We start from the raw sequence: 19,659 nt of genomic DNA, 5'->3' as shown, positions 1-19,659 counted from the left end.
AACGTCCGTGATTTCGACTCGGCAAGCCTCGCTCAATCGGCGCAGACCCCACACCTACCAACACGAATCGAAGACCGAACATGTCAATCTTTACCACCGGAACCGAACTGCGCCGCTTTCGCAAGGGCACCCTGCCGCGCATCGCCATCGGAGTGCTCCTGTTTATTCCGCTCATCTATGGGGCCCTGTACCTGTGGGCGTTCTGGGCCCCCACCGACAACATGAATCAGCTCCCCGTGGCGTTGGTGAACCTCGATCAACCCGCCGAGAAACCCGGTGGTGACACCCTGAGCGCGGGGGCAGAGGTGGTGAAGGAGCTCACCGATGGGGGCGAGCTGAAGTGGCAGACCATGTCGTCAAGCGAGGCGGCGCAACAGGTCGCAGATGGCGACGTTTATTTTGCGGTGACGATCCCGCGCGACTTCTCTCGCACCCTCGCGGGTCTGCAAGACGACCCCAAGGCGGGGCAGATTGACGTGGTGTACAACGACAGCAACTCCTTTCTAGCCTCGACCCTCGGCAAACAGGCGATGGTGCAGCTGCGTGATGCAGTCGCCGAAACCACCACCCGCACAGCTGCGAAAGAGGTGCTCGTGGGCGTCGAGACGCTGAGCGACGGCACTCGTGACGCCGCCGAAGCCGCGGGCAGAATCGACGAGGGCACGCACGCGCTTGCCGCGGGGAGCACGGAACTCAGCGTTGGGCTTGGTGCGCTCGCCGACGGCACGGCCGAGCTAGCAACAAGTGCGCCACTCCTGTCGGATGGGGTATCTCAGCTCGCCAGCGGTCTGGGTGAAGCAAGAACGGGCAGTGCGACGCTCGCGTCCGGCAGTGCCGAACTCTCGACCAAAACCGGTGAGGCAGCGACCGGGGCCGCGGCGTTGAGCGCCGGGCTGGGGGAACTCAATACGGGGGCTTCGAACCTTGCGGCGGCAGCGGGACAGGCGGCCGGGGGTGGATCCCAACTCGCCACCGGCATCGAAGGTCTCGCTTCGGGATCCGCGAGTGTCGCGCAGGGCACCGGTCTCATTGCGCAGCTCGCAGCACAAAACCCCGACATGACGCTCGCGGAACTCGATGCCGCATTCGCTCAGCAGGGCAGCTCGCTTGCCACGCTTGCCCAGGGCGCGACCGCGTTGAGCACTGGCGCGCGTACCGCGGCAGACTCAGCCACCACTCTGAGCACCGGGCTGACCGCCTTGAGTGGTGGTGCTGACACGCTGAGCACCAAAGTCAGCGAGGCTGCGACGGGTGCGAGCGGGCTATCCACGGGATTGAGTCAGCTGAGCTCCGGGGCCCAATTGGTGTCTGCGGGGAACGCCACCCTCGCGTCTCAGCTTGGCAGCGCGGCCGACGGTTCCGACACCCTTGCTGCGAAGACGGCGGAGTTGGTGCCCGGCGCCACGCAGCTGAGCGACGGGGCGCAGAAGGCTGATGAGGCTTCGACGGCGCTTGCGAAGGGGGCAACACAACTCGACACGGGCGCGAGCGAATTCGCGGAGAAGCTCAGCGCCGGTGCTGCGGAAGCGCCAGAATTTGCCCCGGGGCAGACCGGTCGCATTGCGCAGACAATGGCCGCGCCCATTGAACTGCACCAGACCACCGAAAACCCGGTACAGGGTTCGGTGAGGGGTTTGCACCGTTCTTCATTGCGCTGGCGACGTTCGTTGGGGCGCTGATCACGTGGTTGATCCTGCGTGCCCTGCCGCGTCGCCCGCTCGCCACGAACACCTCTGGCCTGCGCTCGGTGCTCGCGGGGTTCTGGCCGGCGGCGATCATCGCGGTGGGGCAGGTGGTGATCATGATGGCGGTGCTGGTGTACGGCATCGGGATCAGGCCCGTGCACTGGTTCGGTATGGCCTCGTTCATGCTGCTCGTGACGCTCGCGTTCCTTGCGCTGCAGCAGATGTTTATCGTGTTGCTCGGCACCGCGACGGGACGGGTGGTGAGTCTCGTGTTGTTGATGCTGCAGCTGTCGTCCTCGGGCGGGACCTATCCCGTTGAGACGACGCCGGTGTTCTTCCAGGTGCTGCACCCGTTCATGCCGGCTTCGTACGTGGTGACGGGGCTCAGACAGTTGATCGGGGGCGGGATCGACGCCCGCTTCTGGGTAGCACTTGCCGTGATGCTTGGCGTGCTCGTGGTGTCGCTGGCGGTCAGCGCCGCGTCTGCGCGCAGCCAAAAGGTGTGGACGATGAAGCGCCTCCATCCCGAGCTCGCGATCTAGCGACGGCTAGGCCGTCGCCGCGAGCTCCCGGGCCCGTCTCGGGCCCGGTGTAGGCGCTTGCGGAGTGCTGCGCCGTGCTCGCGATCTAGCGACGGCTAGGCCGTCGCCGCGAGCTCCCGGGCCCGTCTTGGGCTTCGTTGGATTGATCGGACGTGTTTTAGAGGCTACGAGCCTTGGTCTCGGGGAGAAGGAATACCGCAGTCGCTGCTGAGATTGAAAGGAGCACCACCGCGTACAGGGAGAACATCCACGGTTGACCGAGTTGCGCGCCAAACCACGTCTGAAGGTAGGGCGCGGTGCCACCGAAGAGTGCGACCGCAATGCTGTAAGGAACTGCGGTACCAACGGTGCGGATGTGCGTTGGGAAGAGTTCTGCAAAGACTGCAGGGAGAATCGACATGGTGCCCGCGAGAAGCATCAGCACCACCGCGGTGCTGACAAACAGCGTCCATGGTTGATCCGTCATCATCCGCTGCATCGGAAAATAGGCTGCAGCGGTACCGAGCAAGCTGATGGTGAGAACTGGTTTGCGACCAATCCGATCCGCGAGTCTTCCCCATAGTGGGAGGACCGCAATGAAGAGAATGATGCCACCGGAACCGGCCCAGAGCGCGCCACCGGCGTCCATCTCGAGTGTTGCAATCGCAACTGCTGGTGCAGTAACTCCCCAGACGTAGAACGAGACGGTCGCACCGATTGTGAGCAGGATGACAAGCATTGCTGCACGCCCCGCTGACATGAGCGGGGCGGGACGTGCGCCTGTGAGAGTTTGGATCTTTCCTGTCTCAAAGGTGTCGCTCTCCTTCATGCCAACTCGCATCACGAGGACGAATAGTCCGAATGCCGCGGCGAGGAAGAACGGGATACGCCAGCCCCAATCTTCCATCTCGGAGGGGCTAATGAGTCCGATAAGCACCGCACCGAAGAGTGAAGCACAGAGGATCCCCGTCGTGCCGGACACATAGATCAGTGACGACCACAGACCCCGCTTGTTTGGTGCGGCGATCTCAGAAAGATATGTCTGCGCTGCGGGCATCTCGCCGCCATGCGCAAGTCCCTGAACCAGACGGGCGATGAGGAGCAGGACCGCGGCCCAGGCCCCGATGGCGGCGTGCGAGGGAGTCAGGCCGATGAGTAAACTGCCGAGTGATGCGGCGAGGACAGCGAGTATAAGCGATGCTTTGCGTCCCCGACGGTCAGAGATGAGTCCGAAGAGGAGTCCGCCGAGCGGACGAGCGAGGAACCCGACTGCGAAGACAGCGAAAGTCTGGAGTAGGGAAGACACCGGGCTATTGCTGTCGAAGAGCTTCATTGCAATAAAGGGGGCGAAGGTAGCGTAGATTTGCCAGTCAAACCATTCAAGCGCGTTACCGACGCTGGTCGCGAACACGGTCCGGGATTGCGAGCGTGGAGCGGTTGACTTCTTCACCTGTGGAGTGAGCGTGGTGGACATGTTTTCCTTTACGGTGGCTACGCGCAGCTATCGCCCGTAGTTACTGAGGCGTTCTCGGGCACAGCGGCTGACAGCTCTGTTAGTCGCTGGATCGCGAACTCGGTATGGAGGAGAGCGCCGTCGGCGAGAATCGCATCGTCGAAGACGGCGTGGGGGGAATGATTGTAATTGCTTCCTTCAGGCGGCGTTGCGTCGATGAATACGAGCACACCGGGAACTTCCTCGAGGACTTCTGCGAAGTCTTCTGAGGCGGTCTTTGGGGTCTCAACTGTTTCTATGTGGTCTGCGCCGAAGATCCTGCTCACCATCGAAATGACCGCTTCCGTGTCTTCTGCAGTGTTGACGAGCGGCGGGAACTCAGGGGTGAACTCCACCTCCGCCTGTTGATTGTGAGCTAAGGCGACTCCGCGAGCCACGCTGGGGAGCACCTTGGCCGCCATTTCGTGGCTTTCATGTGAGAAGCCGCGCACGGTCGCCTGCAGATGTGCACTCTCTGGGATGATGTTGCGGGCAGTTCCGGCAGAAACTTTGCCGATCGTCACCACGACCGGGTCAAGGGCGTTGAAGCGTCGAGTGGTTGCGCTTTGTAGCGCAAGAATGGTCTCGGCGGCAGTAGGTACGGGATCACTCGCGAGGTGTGGAGCTGAACCGTGGCCACCGCGACCCGTAATGTCAACGGTAAGCCCGGCGGCATAAGCCATCGCGGTGCCTGGGCGAATGCCGAAGCGTGAGCGGCGTTTGTCGCCGGTGAAGACATGGACAGCGAACGCGGATAGTACGCGCGGCCCTGCGGCTTCGAGCACTCCCTCAGAGATCATGATTCGCGCACCGCCCCAGCCCTCTTCGCCGGGCTGGAACATGAAGACGACGTCCCCTCTGAGCTCGTCGCTTCTAGCGCTGAGTTCACGTGCGGCCCCAACAAGCATTGCCATGTGTAGATCATGTCCGCAGGCGTGCATGATGCCAACAACTTGTGAACTGAAATCACAGTTGGCGGGCTCTGATACAGGGAGTCCATCCATGTCGCTGCGAAGAAGTATCGCGGGGGAAGCGCCGTTTCTTTCCGGGTGCGTTCCCCGGAGCACTGCTGTGATGGAAGTACATTTCTGGCCCAGCGTGATTTCGAGCGGCAGGCTTGAGAGTTCTGCAAGAAGTCGCTGTTGCGTGCGTGGAAGCTCGAGGCCGATTTCCGGTACTGCGTGCAGTGCTCTCCGTAACCGAATCAGATAGTCATGTTCGGTGACGTCAATAGCCATTGTCTGCTCCATTGCTTTGAAAAGGGTACTGCCGGGTAAATCTGGTTGCTCAAGTATTGGTCTTTGCCTCTTGCCTTCATCAAAAATGCAGGATTCAATCTCTACATGCGATCAATCTCACGAAACGCTCACCTAAATGATCCGTCCGTGCTTGACGATGAAGACCTCCAGCTTGTGCATGCATTGCAGCTCGCTCCGCGGGCCTCCTGGGCGAGTTTGGCTCCAATTCTGGGCGTCCACAGCACCACTCTTGCGGCGCGGTGGAGTAGGTTGACTTCCGCGGGAATCGCTTGGGTCGTAGCCCACCCAGTCGGCTCTCGCCTCTCGCCTCTCACTGCCTTCATTGAAGTGCTGTGCGAGACGACAAAACGGGATGAGGTGGTCGATGCCCTGTCGGAGATACCGGATGTGGTTTCTCTCGACGTCTCAGCTCGGAACCGGGATCTTCTCCTCACTGTCTCCGCAGCTTCTATGGCTCACTTCACCGAAGACATTCTTCCGGCGATCGCAGAAGTGTCGGGCGTTGAACACCTTTCGACTTCCTTCAGCACTCGAATGCACACCATTGCGGATAGTTGGATGATTCGAGCGCTTTCGCCGGAACAGGCCAAACTCGTTTCGCAGCTCAATGACCGTGCTGTGCCCGGCAAGGCAGCTTCGCGCGTTAACACGGACATATTGCGTGAATTGTCAACAGACGGAAGGCTTTCAGCCTCGGAGATCGCCCGGAAGCTCGGGATGAGCGAGCCCACCGTGCGACGTCAGCTCAGGTCCGCAATCTCGCAGGGGTTCGTGAGCTTCAGATGCGAGCTATCACAAGACGTCAGTGGGACCCCGATTACAGCCGAGTGGTTCGCGACTGTCCCTGCGAGCGAGCACCTGGCATTCGCGAGGCACGTGGCGCAGATACCAGGTTTGCGGTTGTGTGCCTCGACGACGGGACGCACCAATTTTCTGCTGACTTTCTGGTTGCGTTCGGTGAGCGAGGTGCCACATATAGAGGCGCTTCTGGCCGGGGCGATTCCAACAGTGGAGTTTCGTGAGAGCGCTATCGCGTTGCGTATCGTGAAGCGCCTAGGCTGGTTGCTGGGGGAAGGTGGTCGAGCGACCGGTAGGGTAATTGCGCCCTCATGGGGTGCATCGACTCTCTAAGCACGTTCGGTGCGAGAGGATAGAGGCATGGCACGCACCGACACGAAGCAGCTCATCATCGACGCCGCGGTCGCGGTCGCGGCCCAGCACGGCATCAGCGGCGCCTCGATGGACCTGATCGCGGAGACCGCGGGGGTCGCGAAGGGCAGCCTCTATTACAACTTCGCCTCGAAGGACGCACTGTTCGAAGAGGTTATGCAGCGCGGATTCGAAACGCTCGCGGCGGCGATTGACGAGGCGCGATCCCGCACCGTCGATGATCCTGCCGCTGGACCGCGCGCGGTTGCCGCCGCGACGCTCGAGACGCTCCGCGAAAATCTCAACCTTGCCAAGCTCATGGCGTCCGAGGTCTTCCGCACCGACCGGGCATGGGCGGATACGATGGTCGTCGCCCGTGCTTCGGTCGTGGTGCGATACCGCGACGTGTTGCGTGCCGCGCGTCCCGTGGCTCCAGACACTGAAATCACCGAGACAGCGGGCGCAGCGTTTTTTGGTGCGCTTGCTGGAGCCTGCCTCGACTGGTTGCTGTTTCGCCCGGAGCAGTCAGTTGAGGCCGTGCTCGACCAGGTGTTGGGGAGTCGCTAGGCTCCCTTCACCGTCGGCGGGCCTGTGCTGTGTTTTGAGCTATTTTGGAGCTATGCGAAAGCTTCAAGACTCCGCTTGGGTGAAGGTGACATCACTTGTTGTGGGGTTGGTGCTGTTGAGCGGATGTGCCGAGCAAGGGTCTCCGCCGATCCTCGCTGATCCCAGCCCCGATTACTCTGACCATCTATTTAGCCGAACGTTGGCCGTCAGCAGTGACGGTGCGGCTGTCATTGGAGATGCTTGGGGCGGCACATGCGTGTGGGATGCTGCGACGGGCAGCTATGAGGTTTTCGACGGGGGCTTTCTCGCACTTTCACCCGATGGGTCCAGTACCGCCGCATGGGAGAAGGACGGGTCTATTTCGGTGCGTGATCTCCAGTCGCGTGACCTGGTCCACACCTTTGAGGGTCTGCGGCTTGACGCCAGCACTGACGATGCGGTCCCGCATTTCCCCTCCTACCCTGCGAACCTCTCAAATGTCGCGTTTAGCGCTGACGGTGCCCTTGTGGCGGGAGCAGATGCGGGCGGGCGACTTCTGATCTGGGATACGTCAACTGAACAGATACTGAGGTCTTTCGAGTTCGACCATCCCGTTCAGGGGCTTGTGTTTGATCCGCAGGGTGAACGTTTGGCGCTGTTGCAAGAGACCGGTGCCTCGCAGCTTGATATTGATTCTGGAGAGATTCTTGGGCGAGTGAAGACGCAGTCCAAATCTGCGTTGTCGTGGTCGCCTGACGGCACATGGTTGGCCGGGGCCGACGCGGATGGCGCCCCCACAATCTGGCGCGCGGATGACTTCTCTGTAGTGAAGAGCTTTCCGGGGTTTCAGGCGGACGGAATTGCGTTGAGTGCGGGTGCGGGCATCGCCTTTACTGCGTCTCAGGAGACGTCTGACGATTCGAGGGTGTTTGTGTGGTTTGAAGGGTCAGGTGATGAGGCGGCCGAGTTGCCTGGCCGTTACCTTCGCCCGGGCGCCGTGGCGTGGGCACCGGATGGTAAGACGCTCTACGCGCTGAGCTTCACTTCCGGTGTTTTCCGTTGGGATTCATTCGCTGCGGACAGCGTTCCTACACGCTTTGAGGCTCCGCCGCGCAAGTGAGTGTTGCCGCTGATGTTCGAGGCTACGCCCCGAGCAGCTTCTGGATCCGCTTGATGCCCTCGAGCAGCGCCTCGTCGCCGAGCGCGTAGCTGAAGCGCAGGTAGCCGCTCGGCCCAAACGCCTCGCCGGGAACCGCGGCAACCTCAGCCTCCGAGAGGATCAGGTCGGCGAGTTCGAGCGAGGTCGTCGGGGTGACACCGCCGTAGGTCTTGCCGAGTGCGCCCGTGACGTCTACGTAGGCGTAGAACGCTCCCTCGGGTGTGGGGCAGTTGAAGCCGGGCACCTTGCTGAGTTCTTCAACGATGACCTTGCGGCGGCGGTCGAACGCGAGTCGCATGTCTTCGATGGGCTGCTGGGGGCCGGTGAGCGCCTCAATCGCCGCACGCTGCGCGATGTTGTTGATGTTTGAGGTCAGGTGCGACTGCAGGTTCGAGGCGCCCTTGATGATGTCTGCGGGGCCGACCATCCAGCCGAGACGCCAGCCGGTCATGGCGTAGGTCTTGGCAACGCCGTTGACGAGCACGGCGCGATCCTGAATCGCGGGAGCCGCCTCAACGATCGAGACGGCGCGCACGCCGTCATAGGTGAGATTCTGGTAGATCTCATCCGCGATGACCCAGAGGCCCTTCTCCGCGGCCCATTCGCCGATTGCGCGAGTTTCCTCTGCCGAGTAGACCGCACCCGTCGGATTCGATGGAGAGACGAAGAGCAGAACCTTGGTGCGCTCGGTGCGGGCAGCCTCAAGCTGCTCGACGGTGACCTTGTAGCCCTGATCGGCGCCAGCAAACACCTCGACCGCGACGCCGTCGGCGAGCTGAATCGCCTCGGGGTAGGTGGTCCAGTACGGGGCGGGGAGGAGTACCTCGTCGCCCGGATCGAGCAATGCCTGGAACGACTCGTACACAGCCTGCTTGCCGCCGTTGGTGACGATCACCTGCGACGGATCAACCGCCCAGCCGGAATCGCGAGCCGTCTTCTCGGCGATCGCCTTTTTCAGCTCGGGAAGCCCGGCTGCCGCGGTGTAGCGGAAGTTCTTGGGATCATCGAGGGCCCTGCGGGCGGCATCGACGATGTGTTCAGGCGTCGAAAAATCTGGCTCGCCCGCAGCGTAGCTAATCACGGGGCGACCTTCGGCCTGGAGAGCCTTTGCTTTCGCGTCAACCTTGAGGGTTGCCGACTCTGCAATGGCGGCGATCTTCTTTGAAAGGCGAGAATGTTTGATCACCGTTCCAGTCTAAGACATGCACGACGCTGTGCCCCGAACACTCCGGACGCATTTCGCTGGGCTTGGAAAGCCAGACACCACTGACTAAGCAAGTGTTTTTCAATGTTTCATAAAAACTTTTGCACATCTAGCGTCATGATTTGCCCGATGTGTGCTCCCTCTTTATTGGTGGGATCTTTTTGATTGCCTCCGCGTTGTGAACAGTGCCGCTGTGAGTGGTGCTGGAGCGGTTACGGCACCAATGAGGCCCCAGGGCATCCGAAAGTCCTTTTCAGATGAGGGTGTCCGCCGAAATCACGTTAAAGACAGAAATGATGAAGAGAGAGTTGATGTTGAGGAATCGCTTCGAACGGCCAGCGTGTCCGCATGCTGCCGAATTGAAGTCTCCTGTGCGCACCGAGGTGGTCCTTTCGGCCGCCGCATCTGCAGCATTACGAATCCTTTCAAATGTTCCTGTTCTGACGCGTTCGAGCGACGTGCGCCACTGCAGCTGTCAAACGCGGCGGCACACCAACCGTTTTTCCCTCACTGAATGTGTCAGTGGCGGGATCCTGATATCCACACCAGAGAATGAGGTACTCAGTGTTTGAGATTCGATCGCGGTGCGGGGTTTGCGCCCCGCTGCACCTACTCAGCGGAGAGAGCGTCTGCTGGCGCTGAAGCGAGTGTTCTCGCTGGCGCTCGTCGCGTTGGTCGTCGGCAGCGGTGTTTCAGTGGGTTCCACCGCGGCCCAGGCCGCTGAAGTGACGTTCCCGATTGATCTCGACTTCGACAGCGGAGCGAAGGGCGCGGTTTTCTCGAACCCTGATTTCAAGGTATTTGGGTCGCCGACCTACACGGGCAACGCTGTCGCAGATTCCGGTAAAGACGGTGTTGGCTGGTTGCAGCTGACAAGGAATGTGAACAACCAGGCCAGTGCCCTCATCAGTAACAAGTCATTGCCCACGGCTGAGGGCGCGAGCTTCGAGTTTGATTTCCGCGCGTTCGCGCCGGTCAACCAGCAGCTCGCAGACGGCTTCAGCTTCTTCTTGACGGACGGCGACGATCCTAGCTTTGTCCCCACACGAATGGGCGCTCTTGGAGCCGGACTGGGCTACAGTTCCGCGTGTTTGTCAGCGACAGGCTACCCAGGCATCGAGCGGGCCTATTTGGGTATCGGAATCGATGCGTACGGCAACTTCTCGCAGAGTGGTGGAGGATCGACCGCCCTTCGAAACGATGGCGGAAACCGCCCGAGTTCTCCAAGTACGGTCGTGCTGCGAGGCTCCGGTAACGGTGGTGCAGGTAGTGGGGTTGGTTCTTGCGGCCAGGAGTATCGCTTTGCGGCGGCAAATAAGCTGAAGACCGGCACGCTTGCGCAGGTGAACGTCTCGACGAGGGCCGCACGGTATCGTCGTGCGCAGATTCTTGTCGTGCCTCAGCCCGGAACTGGCCCGCGCATTCAGGTGTCGATTAGTGGGTTGACTCCGGTTGGGGAGCAGCCAACTGTTTGGGAATACAACCTGATTGACTATCAGGTGGTTCCTGGTGACGGCGTGTTTAGCGAGCTTCCGGAAAACCTGCGGTTCGGCTTCGCTGCCACAACTGGTGGGCTCAACATGATCACGCAGATCGGAAGCATTCGCTCGAGCTCGGCTGCCGACGCGGAGATTCAGGCTTCGGCGCTGAGGGTGAACGACGTTGAATCCGACACCGCGACGCTCGGTGATACTGTCTCCTTCACGGTAAACGCTACGAACAACGGTCCGTCCAGCATCAACGGCACGACGACTCCGGGCGAGAGCCGCGTCTATCAGGATCTCTCGGAGCTCGGCCTCGAGAATGTGTCTTGGACGTGTGAGAGTGTGAACGGCGGTACCTGCAGCACTGCAGGGGCTTCCGGGGGAAGGATCCTGAAACAGGATTGGTATGGTCCGGCTGGTGCGGGCGTGAAGTTGACCGTGACGGGCACAGTTGCCTCGGCAACGAGCGGTGGCGCAAAGACCAGCAATGTGATCATTCCGACTGACTTTGAGAACAACTCCTTGGGGTCGTCGTCCAACGCGACACCGACCGGAAGCGTGATCGACTCGGATGTGTCGAACAACTCTGCTTCGCTGACGTTGAATGTACTTGCCGCGCTGAATATTGAGGCTTCATCATTCTCAGTGACCACCACTGATGTTGTTGCGGATGGCGATGCAGCACACACATTGACCGCGACCGTGAAAGATACAGACGATCTGCCGCGTGCTGGCGAAACGGTGACGTTTACCGCACCTGCCGGTGTGGTGCTGTCGAGCCAGACCGCCGTATCGGGCGCGGATGGTGTCGCTTCTGTGACGGCGAAGTCGATGACCGCAGGGACGTACACGGTCTCGGCGAAGATTGGCGCGGATCAGATCGGCACGGACAAGCAGATCACGTTCACATCGGGCGATGTTTCGGTGGGTGAGGATGGCACCTCAACGGTGTCGATCACGAGCGAGGAGAAGATCGCTGATGGTTCTGACGCGCACACGGTGACGGCGACGGTGTTGGATGCGAACAATAACCCGGTGTCGGGCGTGACGGTTGATTTCACGGCTGAGACGGGTGCCACGTTGAGTGGAGCATCCGCGGTGACCGGCGCGAACGGTGTTGCAACGGTGACGGTGACCAGCTTGACTGCTGGCTCGTACGATGTGACCGCTTCGGTTGCTGGTGTTGCTCTCAACGGTAGCCCGGTGTCTGCGGTGTTCAAGGCTGGTGCGCCGTCTGTTGGTGTGGATGGTACGTCGAGTTTCGAGGCCACTTCTGGTGAGGTTGGGGCTGATGGTGTTGCAACGCATGCTGCGACGGCGACGGTACTGGATGCGAACAACAACCCGGTGTCGGGCGTGACGGTTGATTTCACGGCCGAGGCTGGCGCCACGTTGAGTGCTGACAATGCGGTGACTGGTGTTGATGGTGTTGCTTCGGTGACGATCAGTAGCGTGACTGCTGGCTCGTACGATGTGACGGGCTCGGTTGCGGGTACGGCGTTGAAGGGGAGCCCTGCGACGGTGACGTTCGTGTCGGGTGCGGCTTCTGCGACGACTTCGTCGTGGACGGTCACTCCTGGTGGTCCGGTTACTGCTGATGGTGTCTCTGCATACACTGCGACGGTGACGGTGCTGGATGCGAATAGCAACCCGGTTGAGGGTGCGACGATTGGGTTCGTGGTTCCTGCGGGCCTGTCCCAGGGCAGTGAGTCGTTGGTGACGGGCGCGGATGGAAAGGTTGCGGTGACGTTCACGTCGCTGGTGGCTGATGATTATGATCTTGTTGCCCAGCTGGGTGCGGATCAGATCGGCGCCACTCGCGTACTCAGCTTCGAAGCTGGTCTGCCCGCGGCTGACAAGAACGCGATCTCCGTGTCCCCCAAGATCGTGGAGGCTAACGGAGTACAGGGAGCGGTCGTTACGGTCTGGCTCTTTGATGCCCAGGGCAACCTCGTCCTGAACGCTGGCGATGTGGTTGAGGTCATCTCGACGGTGGGCACGCACTCTGGTGTGACCCAGATGCCTGACGGCAGCTACCGGGCGACCTTCACCTCTACGGCTGCTGGTGAAGCTGAACTCAACTTCACCGTCGACGGACTGGGTTCAGGAGCGACTGATACCGCTACCTTCGTGGCAACCCCGGCAACTCCGGTGTTGAACCCCACGAATGGCAATCCGGTGACGGGCACCGCAACTCCTGGACAGCGCGTCACGATCACGGACGCCAATGGCGTCGTGATCCGCAGTGGTACTGCTGATGCTACGACCGGAGAGTTCTCGATCCTGCCGGCGCGCCAGCTGGCACATGGTGAAGTGGTCAATGCCTTCGCCACAGATGAGCACGGCTTCAAGTCGGGCTTGGCGTCGGTGACCGTTGACCTGCGGACCCCTGAACCCCCAGTGGTTGATCCCAGCGAGGGCGATAAGGTGACCGGCTGTGCGGAAGCGGGATCCACCGTAACCGTTCGCGACAAGGACGGGAACGTGATCGGCTCGGCCGTTGTCGGAGACGACTGCCGCTTCACCGTGGTGCTCGATCCTGAACAGGAAGAAGGAAGCGAGATCACGATTGAGGTGACAACGCCCTCGGGCAACGGCTCGGAGAAGGTGACGGTCCGCGTTGGTCTGACCTCGTTGATCATGGATCATGACGCGCTGCGGCCTGGCGAAACCCAGATCGCTCGCGGGTTTGGCTACCAGCCGGGCGAGGTCGTCGTTGGTGAGTTGCGTTCTGAACCGTATCCGTTGGGTACGCAGACCGCGAATGAGCTCGGCGAGGTTGTGTTCGAGTTCACAGTGCCCGCGGGTATCGAGATCGGTGAACACTCAGTGATCATTGAGAGCCAGTTCAGCGGCAAGCTTTCGGAGTCGTTCCGGGTGCTCGCTCCGACAGCGCTGTCTTTGACCGGTGGATCGATCCTGGTGACGTTGGGCACGGCCGGTGCGCTGTTGCTGCTGGGCGGGGCGGTGATGGCTGTGAGGCGTCGTCGGAACGCTGAGGCGATGCAGCAGGTCTAAGCGGTCGAGCTAGTTGAGGGGAGTCTCGCAGCGTGTTGTAAATCAGCACGATGCGAGACTCCTTTCAGTTCGACAATCGCACCAGGATCGCGTAGAGTAATCAGCGGTAGTTGACTTCTGCCAGAATTTTCTATGCCCGAAGGGTGTTGGGGGTTCAGGAGTCAGACCCCGAAGGGCGGTGGCTCAATTGGTAGAGCAGCGGTCTCCAAAACCGCAGGTTGCAGGTTCGAGTCCTGTCCGCCCTGCCACTCCTGTTCGGCGCTCCTGGCGTCGAACAGGACAATGTGAAAGGACAGACTAATGAGCACCAGTGAAGTCGAGGAGAGCGGCGGCGGGATCGTCGAGCGCGCCAAGGCGGACCGCGCCGCTAAGCGGAGCTGGTTTGGTCGGATCATTCTTTTCGTCCAGCAAGTCATTGCGGAACTCAAGAAGGTCGTTACGCCGACCCGGAAAGAACTCATCAACTACACCCTCGTGGTGATCGCCTTCGTGGTGATTATGATGGCGCTGGTCTATGTGCTGGACTTGGCCTTTGGTTGGTTCGCCCTACTCGTCTTTGGAACACCGCTCGGATAGTTTGCCGAGTGACCGAATTCTTACACCTACAGAAGGCATAGACAGCAGATGACGAGCGAGAACAAGAACCCCGAGGCCGATCTCGACGCGGCACTCGACGCGCTGGTGCAGTCGGGTGACCCCTCCACTGATGCCGCTGTTGAAGACGCTCTTGAGATCGAAAACCTCGATGAAGCTGCGGTTGACGGCATTGTCGATGAGGAGACCGAAGGGGAAGCTTCCTCGGGTGAAGAATCCGCCGAGGATCCTTACAAGGCATTCAAGAAGGATCTGCGTCGTCGCCCAGGCAAGTGGTTTGTGATCCACACCTATGCTGGCTACGAGCGCAAGGTGAAGTCAAACCTGTGGAACCGTCGCGAGACGATGGGTGCAGTCGACGACATCTTCGAGATCCAGGTCCCCATGGAAGAGGTCATGGAGGTCAAGAACGGTCAGCGCAAGATGGTGACGCGCGTCCGGATCCCGGGCTACGTGCTCGTTCGCATGAACCTCACCGAGAGCACCTGGTCTGTTGTTCGCCACACCCCCGGTGTGACCGGTTTCGTGGGTAACGCCCACAATCCTGTACCGCTTCGCCTCAACGAGGCTTTCGAGATGCTGAAGAGCACCGTTGAGCTTGAGCCCGTCGCCCTGGCGAAGGGTAAGGCCGCTGCTACTGCTGCAGCCGCTGGCAACGTCGAGATCGATTTCGAGGTTGGCGAGACGATCACCATCAAATCCGGCTCTTTCGAGGGCCTGCCCGGCACGATCAGCGAGATCAACCCCGCGGCCGGCAAGCTCACGGTGCTGGTGTCGCTCTTCGAGCGCGAGACTCCCGTCGAGCTCAGCTTCGACCAGGTCACCAAGATGGTCTAGCACGTTTCTGCAGAGGGCCCCGCTTCGGCGGGGCCTTTTGTGTTTGCTTGGCTTGTGTTTGCTTGGCTTGTGTTTGCTCAGAGCACCGATTCGACTGAGAACACCTCCCTCGGCCCGTAACAGGTGTTCTTAGTCGAATCGGTGTTCTTACTGAAGACGGCGGACGCGCCGGATGCGGCTGAAGGCACCGGGCGCGACGGCGAGGATCAACGCATCTGATGAAGCCCGCGCGAGACCGCACCGAGAATCAGGTCCTGCACCCTCGGCCAGTGGTAAACAATGAGGGCATAGTTAACGCGGATCACGTGAAAGCCGCGTTGTCTAAGCTCGGCGTCGTGGGTCATGTCTGCCGTTGCTTGTGCGCCCGAATGCTGTTTTCCATCAATCTGAATGACGAGTCGGTCGCCGATGAGGAAATCTACCCGGTGGCCCAGCAGCCAAGTTTGTGCACGAATGGGTGTGTCCAGCCAAGTGAGCCTTGTGCGAAAGAGGGTCTCGATCCCGGAATCGCTGAAGGGGCTCGCTTCTTCGAGAAGATGCCTTGCCTGCGGACCGAGCGGTAGCGCCGATAAGGATAGGTAGTCTGTCAGGTTCCTTTGGAGCGCGGATTCCCAGATGGTGAGGGCTGCGTCGTGGGGCTGGCAGCGCGCCACGCAGTCGAGTACGTTCTCAATCGGATCCTCCAGGGAATCTGGTGCACGAACCACTAGAGGGCGCTGCCAGTGGATGGTGCCGCTTACTCGGAGCCTGCGACCCCTGGACCGCGCCGCGACGTGGAGACCGTCCATGTTCAAGACCCATAGCTTGAGTCTTTGGGCCTGAGAGACGCAGCTTAGAACGACACCTTGCTGGGCCGCGAGCACGAGCGCGGGATCGGCGTCTGCCACGGCAAGCCATCTCTTGCGCGGCCGCGAGACGCCCCCGGAATCCACTGCCTTCTTGATTTCGTAGTACGAGAAGCCGAGCGCGGTGATGTTTGCCGAGAGCGTGACGCCTCCGAGATCCCGAACCGTTGCTTCGACGCTCATGCCAAGATTCTGCCCCGGATGTCGAAGGAGTTGAGGGCGATGCGAGAAGATGTGGATAACCTGTGGCTTGGATCGGGATCTGGGGCCTTGTGAGCGGAGAACCATTTCGTGCCAGAAGCACCGATTCGACTGAGAACACCTGTTTGGGGCCGGGAGAGGTGTTCTTGCTTGAATCGGTGTCGGTGGTGAAGTGGCAGTGGTGCGGGCGCTGGTGGTGGGCATGGGGCATGGGGCAGGGTGCGGGATCACGGAGGATCGGGTATGCTTGTGTGGTTTGCGGCTTCTTTGGAGACGCGAACCACAACCACGCTCCGGATCGGCCGGAGAGGTGGGAGAACTGCACTCCAGGGTGCGGCTTCGAATCGAAAGGAAACAATCATGGCTAAAGCCAAGAAGGTTACCGGTCTGATCAAGCTTCAGATCGCAGCCGGCGCTGCCAACCCCGCACCCCCCGTGGGTCCTGCGCTGGGTCAGCACGGCGTCAACATCATGGAGTTCTGCAAGGCGTACAACGCTGCGACAGAATCCCAGCGCGGCAACATCGTGCCCGTCGAGATCACCGTCTACGAGGATCGCTCGTTCGACTTCATCCTCAAGACGCCGCCCGCCGCCGAGCTCCTGAAGAAGGCAGCTGGCGTGCAGAAGGGCTCTGGCACCCCGCACACCGTGAAGGTGGCGAAGGTTACCGCCGAGCAGGTTCGCCAGATCGCCGAGCAGAAGCAGGCAGATCTCAATGCGAACGACATCGACGCAGCGTCGAAGATCATCGCGGGCACCGCTCGCTCCATGGGCATCACGGTCGAGTAAGGGCAACGGACATGGCACAGAAGTCAAAGGCGTACCGCGCCGCCGCCGCAAAGATCGGCGAAGATAAGTTTTACACTCCCGCTGAGGCTGTCGCCCTGGCGAAGGAGACCGGTTCCACGAAGACTGACTCGACCGTTGAGGTCGCCGTCAAGCTTGGTGTGGATCCCCGCAAGGCAGACCAGATGGTGCGTGGCACCGTCAGCTTGCCCCACGGCACCGGCAAGACCGCACGCGTCATCGTGTTCGCGACCGGCGCTGCAGCTGAGGCAGCAATTGCTGCTGGTGCTGACGAGGTCGGTGGCGACGAGCTGATCGAGAAGGTTGCTGGTGGCTACACCAACTTCGACTCGGCTGTCTCGACCCCCGAGCTCATGGGCAAGGTTGGCCGTCTGGGTAAGGTACTTGGCCCCCGTGGCCTCATGCCGAACCCGAAGACCGGCACTGTCACCCCGGATCCGGCCAAGGCTGTGACCGACATCAAGGGCGGCAAGATTGAGTTCCGCGTCGACAAGCACTCCAACGTGCACTTCATTGTTGGCAAGGCTTCGTTCTCGGCCGAGCAGCTCGCTGACAACCTGAACTCGGTGCTCGAGGAGATCACCCGCCTGAAGCCGTCTTCGGCAAAGGGCAAGTACGTGCAGAAGGGCGCCGTCTCGACGACCTTCGGCCCGGGTATCCCGCTCGACGTTTCGGGTCTGTAACCCGCAGCAGCAACACGAATGGCCCCTGTCTCCAGTGTGAGGCGGGGGCCATTCGCGTCTGAAGGGCCTTGCATGCGAGGTGCCTTGCTAGCGCTCGGTTCCCAAGAGCGCGAGGCGGTGATCCGCCGTTCAGTTCACACTGGATTCTGACCTTGAGGTCTTTGTGGAGTTTCTGCTTCGTCCGAATCAGCGCAACGGTGCCGGATCCTCCGTATGTCGGCGCTGTGTGCGCAGACTGTTCTTTTCGGGTGGCATAAGAACATATCGCGCACACACGAGGTGGAAGGCTGGTCTTTCGTGCGGGATCCACGGACGGGAAAGTCTGAAGCGTGACGCTGAGCTCATAAATGGGAGTGCGTGCTTCTCTCCCGGGGTCGGTGAGTGAGCCCTCAGTAGACTATAAATATCGCTTTTGCTTGATAAGGGAGCCCTGAGACGCGCGACGAGTTCACATGCCGGATGGCCTGGAAGAGGGCTCGGTTTTTCCGGGATCGGCCGCCTCGAAATGATCACGCGTGGGATGCGGGGTGTCGCCGTTTCGGTGCTCGCGGCGGTGCTGTGTTTCTCGGGTGGTGGCGTTGCGGTGGCCGATGACTCGTTGCCGTCCGATGCGCGAGCGGCCGGGCAGTGGTATGTAAATGACTGGTATAAGTTTGACGACTTGCAGGCGGCTGGGGCGACGGGTGCCGGGGTAAAGATCGCGATCGTTGATGAAGCGATTTACCCCGATGCGCCCGAGCTTGCCGGCGCGAACATTCGGGTGATGGGTTCGACGTGTATTGATCGCGAGACGGGCAAGCCGGTGGATCCTGTGTCTGATGATCCGGAGCTTGCTGGGCACGGCACGAACATCGCGGCGATACTGGTGGGTAACGGGGTTGCGGCTGACGGTGGTGTTGGAGCACACGGGATCGCGCCCGAGGCCGAGATCATGTTTTACGGGGTTGGGGAGTTGCAGAGTTCGGAAGCCTGCGTGAAACACGATCCAACTGTGAAGCCGGGTGAGCCCAATCTCGTCGATGACCTTGTTGGTGCGGAGCGTAGGTTCTTCCTAGACGGGGAGGGTAGAGTAGGCGAGATTTCACCCGAGGGCGACTTCCAGAATGGCGACGCAGTGGCGCTCGGCGTGCGGGCAGCGATTCGCGACGGTGCGGACGTAGTCTCGATCTCGGTGGAATCTGGATTGCCCGACAGTTGGATCCAAGTGCTGAGCGAGGCTATGAAAGCGGGGGTACCGATCGTAAAGGCGACGCTGAATCCCGATCAGATTTTGGAGGGTATCTTTTTCAACGACAAGCTCAACGGGTTTGTCACGGTGGGCGGGGTCGAAAAAGACGGTGAACCGCTTACCGACCCGAAGACCCACTTCCAGGCGCCGGGCGGAACGAATCTGGCGGTTGCTGCGCCGTCTGTAAATCTGCTCGGCGTGGTCGGTGCATCAGGGTGGGGGCCGAGGCTGGTGCACGGCACCTCCTATGCGACCCCGCTGGTGGCTGGAACGATTGCGCTTGGCTTACAGAAGTTCCCTGAGGCGACGGCGAACCAGGTGTTGCAGGCGATGCTGCGCACCACCGGCACGGGTGAAGCGCACGATCTCGACTGGATCAGCGACAACTTTGGGTATGGCTATCTGAACCCCTCGGGGTTGTTGGTGAGCGACCCGTTGCAGTATCCCGATGAGAACCCGGTGTTTGTGTCGAGCCTGGATGATCCGCGGTGTACTTTCGCGAGTGGTAGAAAAGGCACCTGGTTAGAAGCGCAGGGAGGGGTAGCTCTGACGGAGGCCGAGGCAATGAAGCTTCTGAAAGCCGGCGAAAAACCCGAGTGGGCTTGCGAGTGGGCTGGCTTCCCCACACCGTACGACATCGAAGAGTATTGGGCGAGCCGGGCCGAGCCCGATTCTCCGACGTCTGGGGCGGACGAAGACGCGGATGGTGGTCTGTTGTTGTGGCTTGCGATCGGCGGGGGCGCGCTGCTGCTCGGAGTGATCGCGGTCGCCGTGATCGTGCCGCTTGCGGTGTCGCGGTCGCGCAGGCAGCGGGCGGCGCAACAGCCGGTACCGGCCCCGTATATGCAGCAGACGTTTGAAGGAAGACCGCAGCCGCCAGGGCTTGGGCGGCAAGACGGGGGTCTTTGATGTTTTAAGATGGTAGCTATGTCCCTGCATCGAATCTC

The 19,659-nt window shown here is 60.9% G+C and carries 15 protein-coding genes and 1 tRNA gene; 12 read left to right on the top strand and 4 right to left on the bottom strand.

Going from position 1 to position 19,659, the window contains the following annotated elements:
• The first annotated feature begins 80 nt into the window (after nucleotides 1–80).
• Nucleotides 81–1,679, top strand: coding sequence for a YhgE/Pip domain-containing protein (locus G7067_RS00955; RefSeq protein ID WP_244301167.1), 1,599 nt, complete (start codon nucleotides 81–83; stop codon nucleotides 1,677–1,679).
• Nucleotides 1,649–2,227, top strand: coding sequence for a YhgE/Pip family protein (locus tag G7067_RS13920; RefSeq protein ID WP_341872879.1), 579 nt, complete (start codon nucleotides 1,649–1,651; stop codon nucleotides 2,225–2,227). The genes G7067_RS00955 and G7067_RS13920 overlap by 31 nt, the downstream gene beginning before the upstream one ends.
• 157 nt (nucleotides 2,228–2,384) lie before the next feature.
• Here G7067_RS13920 and G7067_RS00950 read toward each other — a convergent pair whose 3' ends face one another.
• Both G7067_RS00950 and G7067_RS00945 read right to left on the bottom strand, forming a co-directional pair.
• Complete coding sequence (locus G7067_RS00950) at nucleotides 2,385–3,680, bottom strand: MFS transporter (RefSeq protein ID WP_166321350.1); 1,296 nt, start codon at nucleotides 3,678–3,680, stop codon at nucleotides 2,385–2,387.
• 17 nt (nucleotides 3,681–3,697) lie between these two features.
• The gene (locus G7067_RS00945; protein WP_166321349.1) at nucleotides 3,698–4,936 is read right to left on the bottom strand and encodes a M20 metallopeptidase family protein; all 1,239 of its coding nucleotides are present in this window, start codon (nucleotides 4,934–4,936) and stop codon (nucleotides 3,698–3,700) included.
• 105 nt (nucleotides 4,937–5,041) lie between these two features.
• On the opposite strand from G7067_RS00945, the gene G7067_RS15065 reads away from it, so the two are divergent.
• The 3 genes from G7067_RS15065 to G7067_RS00930 all read left to right on the top strand — a co-directional run bounded on the left by G7067_RS15065 (nucleotide 5,042) and on the right by G7067_RS00930 (nucleotide 7,772).
• Complete coding sequence (locus tag G7067_RS15065) at nucleotides 5,042–6,088, top strand: Lrp/AsnC family transcriptional regulator (RefSeq protein WP_425280687.1); 1,047 nt, start codon at nucleotides 5,042–5,044, stop codon at nucleotides 6,086–6,088.
• Nucleotides 6,089–6,115: 27 nt separating this feature from the next.
• Nucleotides 6,116–6,673 (top strand): TetR/AcrR family transcriptional regulator, encoded by a 558-nt coding sequence (locus tag G7067_RS00935; RefSeq protein ID WP_166321347.1) that lies wholly within the window; start codon nucleotides 6,116–6,118, stop codon nucleotides 6,671–6,673.
• Between the two features lie 79 nt (nucleotides 6,674–6,752).
• Complete coding sequence (locus G7067_RS00930; protein WP_166321346.1) at nucleotides 6,753–7,772, top strand: WD40 repeat domain-containing protein; 1,020 nt, start codon at nucleotides 6,753–6,755, stop codon at nucleotides 7,770–7,772.
• A 22-nt stretch (nucleotides 7,773–7,794) separates the two neighbouring features.
• Here G7067_RS00930 and G7067_RS00925 read toward each other — a convergent pair whose 3' ends face one another.
• On the bottom strand, nucleotides 7,795–8,994 hold the full coding sequence (locus G7067_RS00925; RefSeq protein ID WP_166325552.1) for a pyridoxal phosphate-dependent aminotransferase: 1,200 nt from the start codon (nucleotides 8,992–8,994) through the stop codon (nucleotides 7,795–7,797).
• Nucleotides 8,995–9,599: 605 nt separating this feature from the next.
• Here G7067_RS00925 and G7067_RS00920 point away from each other — a divergent pair.
• The 4 genes from G7067_RS00920 to nusG all read left to right on the top strand — a co-directional run bounded on the left by G7067_RS00920 (nucleotide 9,600) and on the right by nusG (nucleotide 14,948).
• The gene (locus tag G7067_RS00920; RefSeq protein ID WP_166321345.1) at nucleotides 9,600–13,517 is read left to right on the top strand and encodes an Ig-like domain-containing protein; all 3,918 of its coding nucleotides are present in this window, start codon (nucleotides 9,600–9,602) and stop codon (nucleotides 13,515–13,517) included.
• 172 nt (nucleotides 13,518–13,689) lie between these two features.
• Nucleotides 13,690–13,765 (top strand) — tRNA-Trp (locus tag G7067_RS00915).
• 52 nt (nucleotides 13,766–13,817) lie between these two features.
• Nucleotides 13,818–14,093: a preprotein translocase subunit SecE gene (secE, locus tag G7067_RS00910; protein ID WP_166321344.1), complete on the top strand. Its 276-nt coding sequence runs from the start codon at nucleotides 13,818–13,820 to the stop codon at nucleotides 14,091–14,093.
• A gap of 48 nt (nucleotides 14,094–14,141) precedes the next feature.
• Entirely contained in the window at nucleotides 14,142–14,948 is an 807-nt protein-coding gene (nusG, locus tag G7067_RS00905; RefSeq protein ID WP_166321343.1) for a transcription termination/antitermination protein NusG, read from the top strand.
• Nucleotides 14,949–15,154: 206 nt separating this feature from the next.
• Here the strand turns inward: nusG and G7067_RS00900 are convergent, their stop codons facing one another.
• Nucleotides 15,155–15,976 carry an endonuclease domain-containing protein gene (locus G7067_RS00900; RefSeq protein ID WP_166321342.1) on the bottom strand — a complete coding sequence of 274 codons (822 nt, stop codon included), beginning with the start codon at nucleotides 15,974–15,976 and terminating at the stop codon, nucleotides 15,155–15,157.
• 378 nt (nucleotides 15,977–16,354) lie between these two features.
• Here G7067_RS00900 and rplK point away from each other — a divergent pair, with 378 nt between their 5' ends.
• The 3 genes from rplK to G7067_RS00885 all read left to right on the top strand — a co-directional run bounded on the left by rplK (nucleotide 16,355) and on the right by G7067_RS00885 (nucleotide 19,621).
• Nucleotides 16,355–16,783, top strand: a complete 429-nt coding sequence (gene rplK, locus G7067_RS00895; protein WP_166321341.1) for a 50S ribosomal protein L11 — start codon at nucleotides 16,355–16,357, stop codon at nucleotides 16,781–16,783.
• An 11-nt stretch (nucleotides 16,784–16,794) separates the two neighbouring features.
• A complete protein-coding gene (gene rplA / locus G7067_RS00890; protein WP_166321340.1) occupies nucleotides 16,795–17,484 on the top strand; it encodes a 50S ribosomal protein L1 in 690 nt (229 codons plus the stop codon).
• Between the two features lie 505 nt (nucleotides 17,485–17,989).
• Nucleotides 17,990–19,621, top strand: a complete 1,632-nt coding sequence (locus tag G7067_RS00885; RefSeq protein ID WP_166321339.1) for a S8 family peptidase — start codon at nucleotides 17,990–17,992, stop codon at nucleotides 19,619–19,621.
• Nucleotides 19,622–19,659: the final 38 nt, after the last annotated feature.

This window comes from Leucobacter insecticola, assembly GCF_011382965.1.
GTDB classification, from domain to species: Bacteria; Actinomycetota; Actinomycetes; order Actinomycetales; family Microbacteriaceae; genus Leucobacter; species Leucobacter insecticola.
Note: the sequence above shows the minus strand (reverse complement) of the source record. Positions and strands in the feature narration are given on the sequence as shown.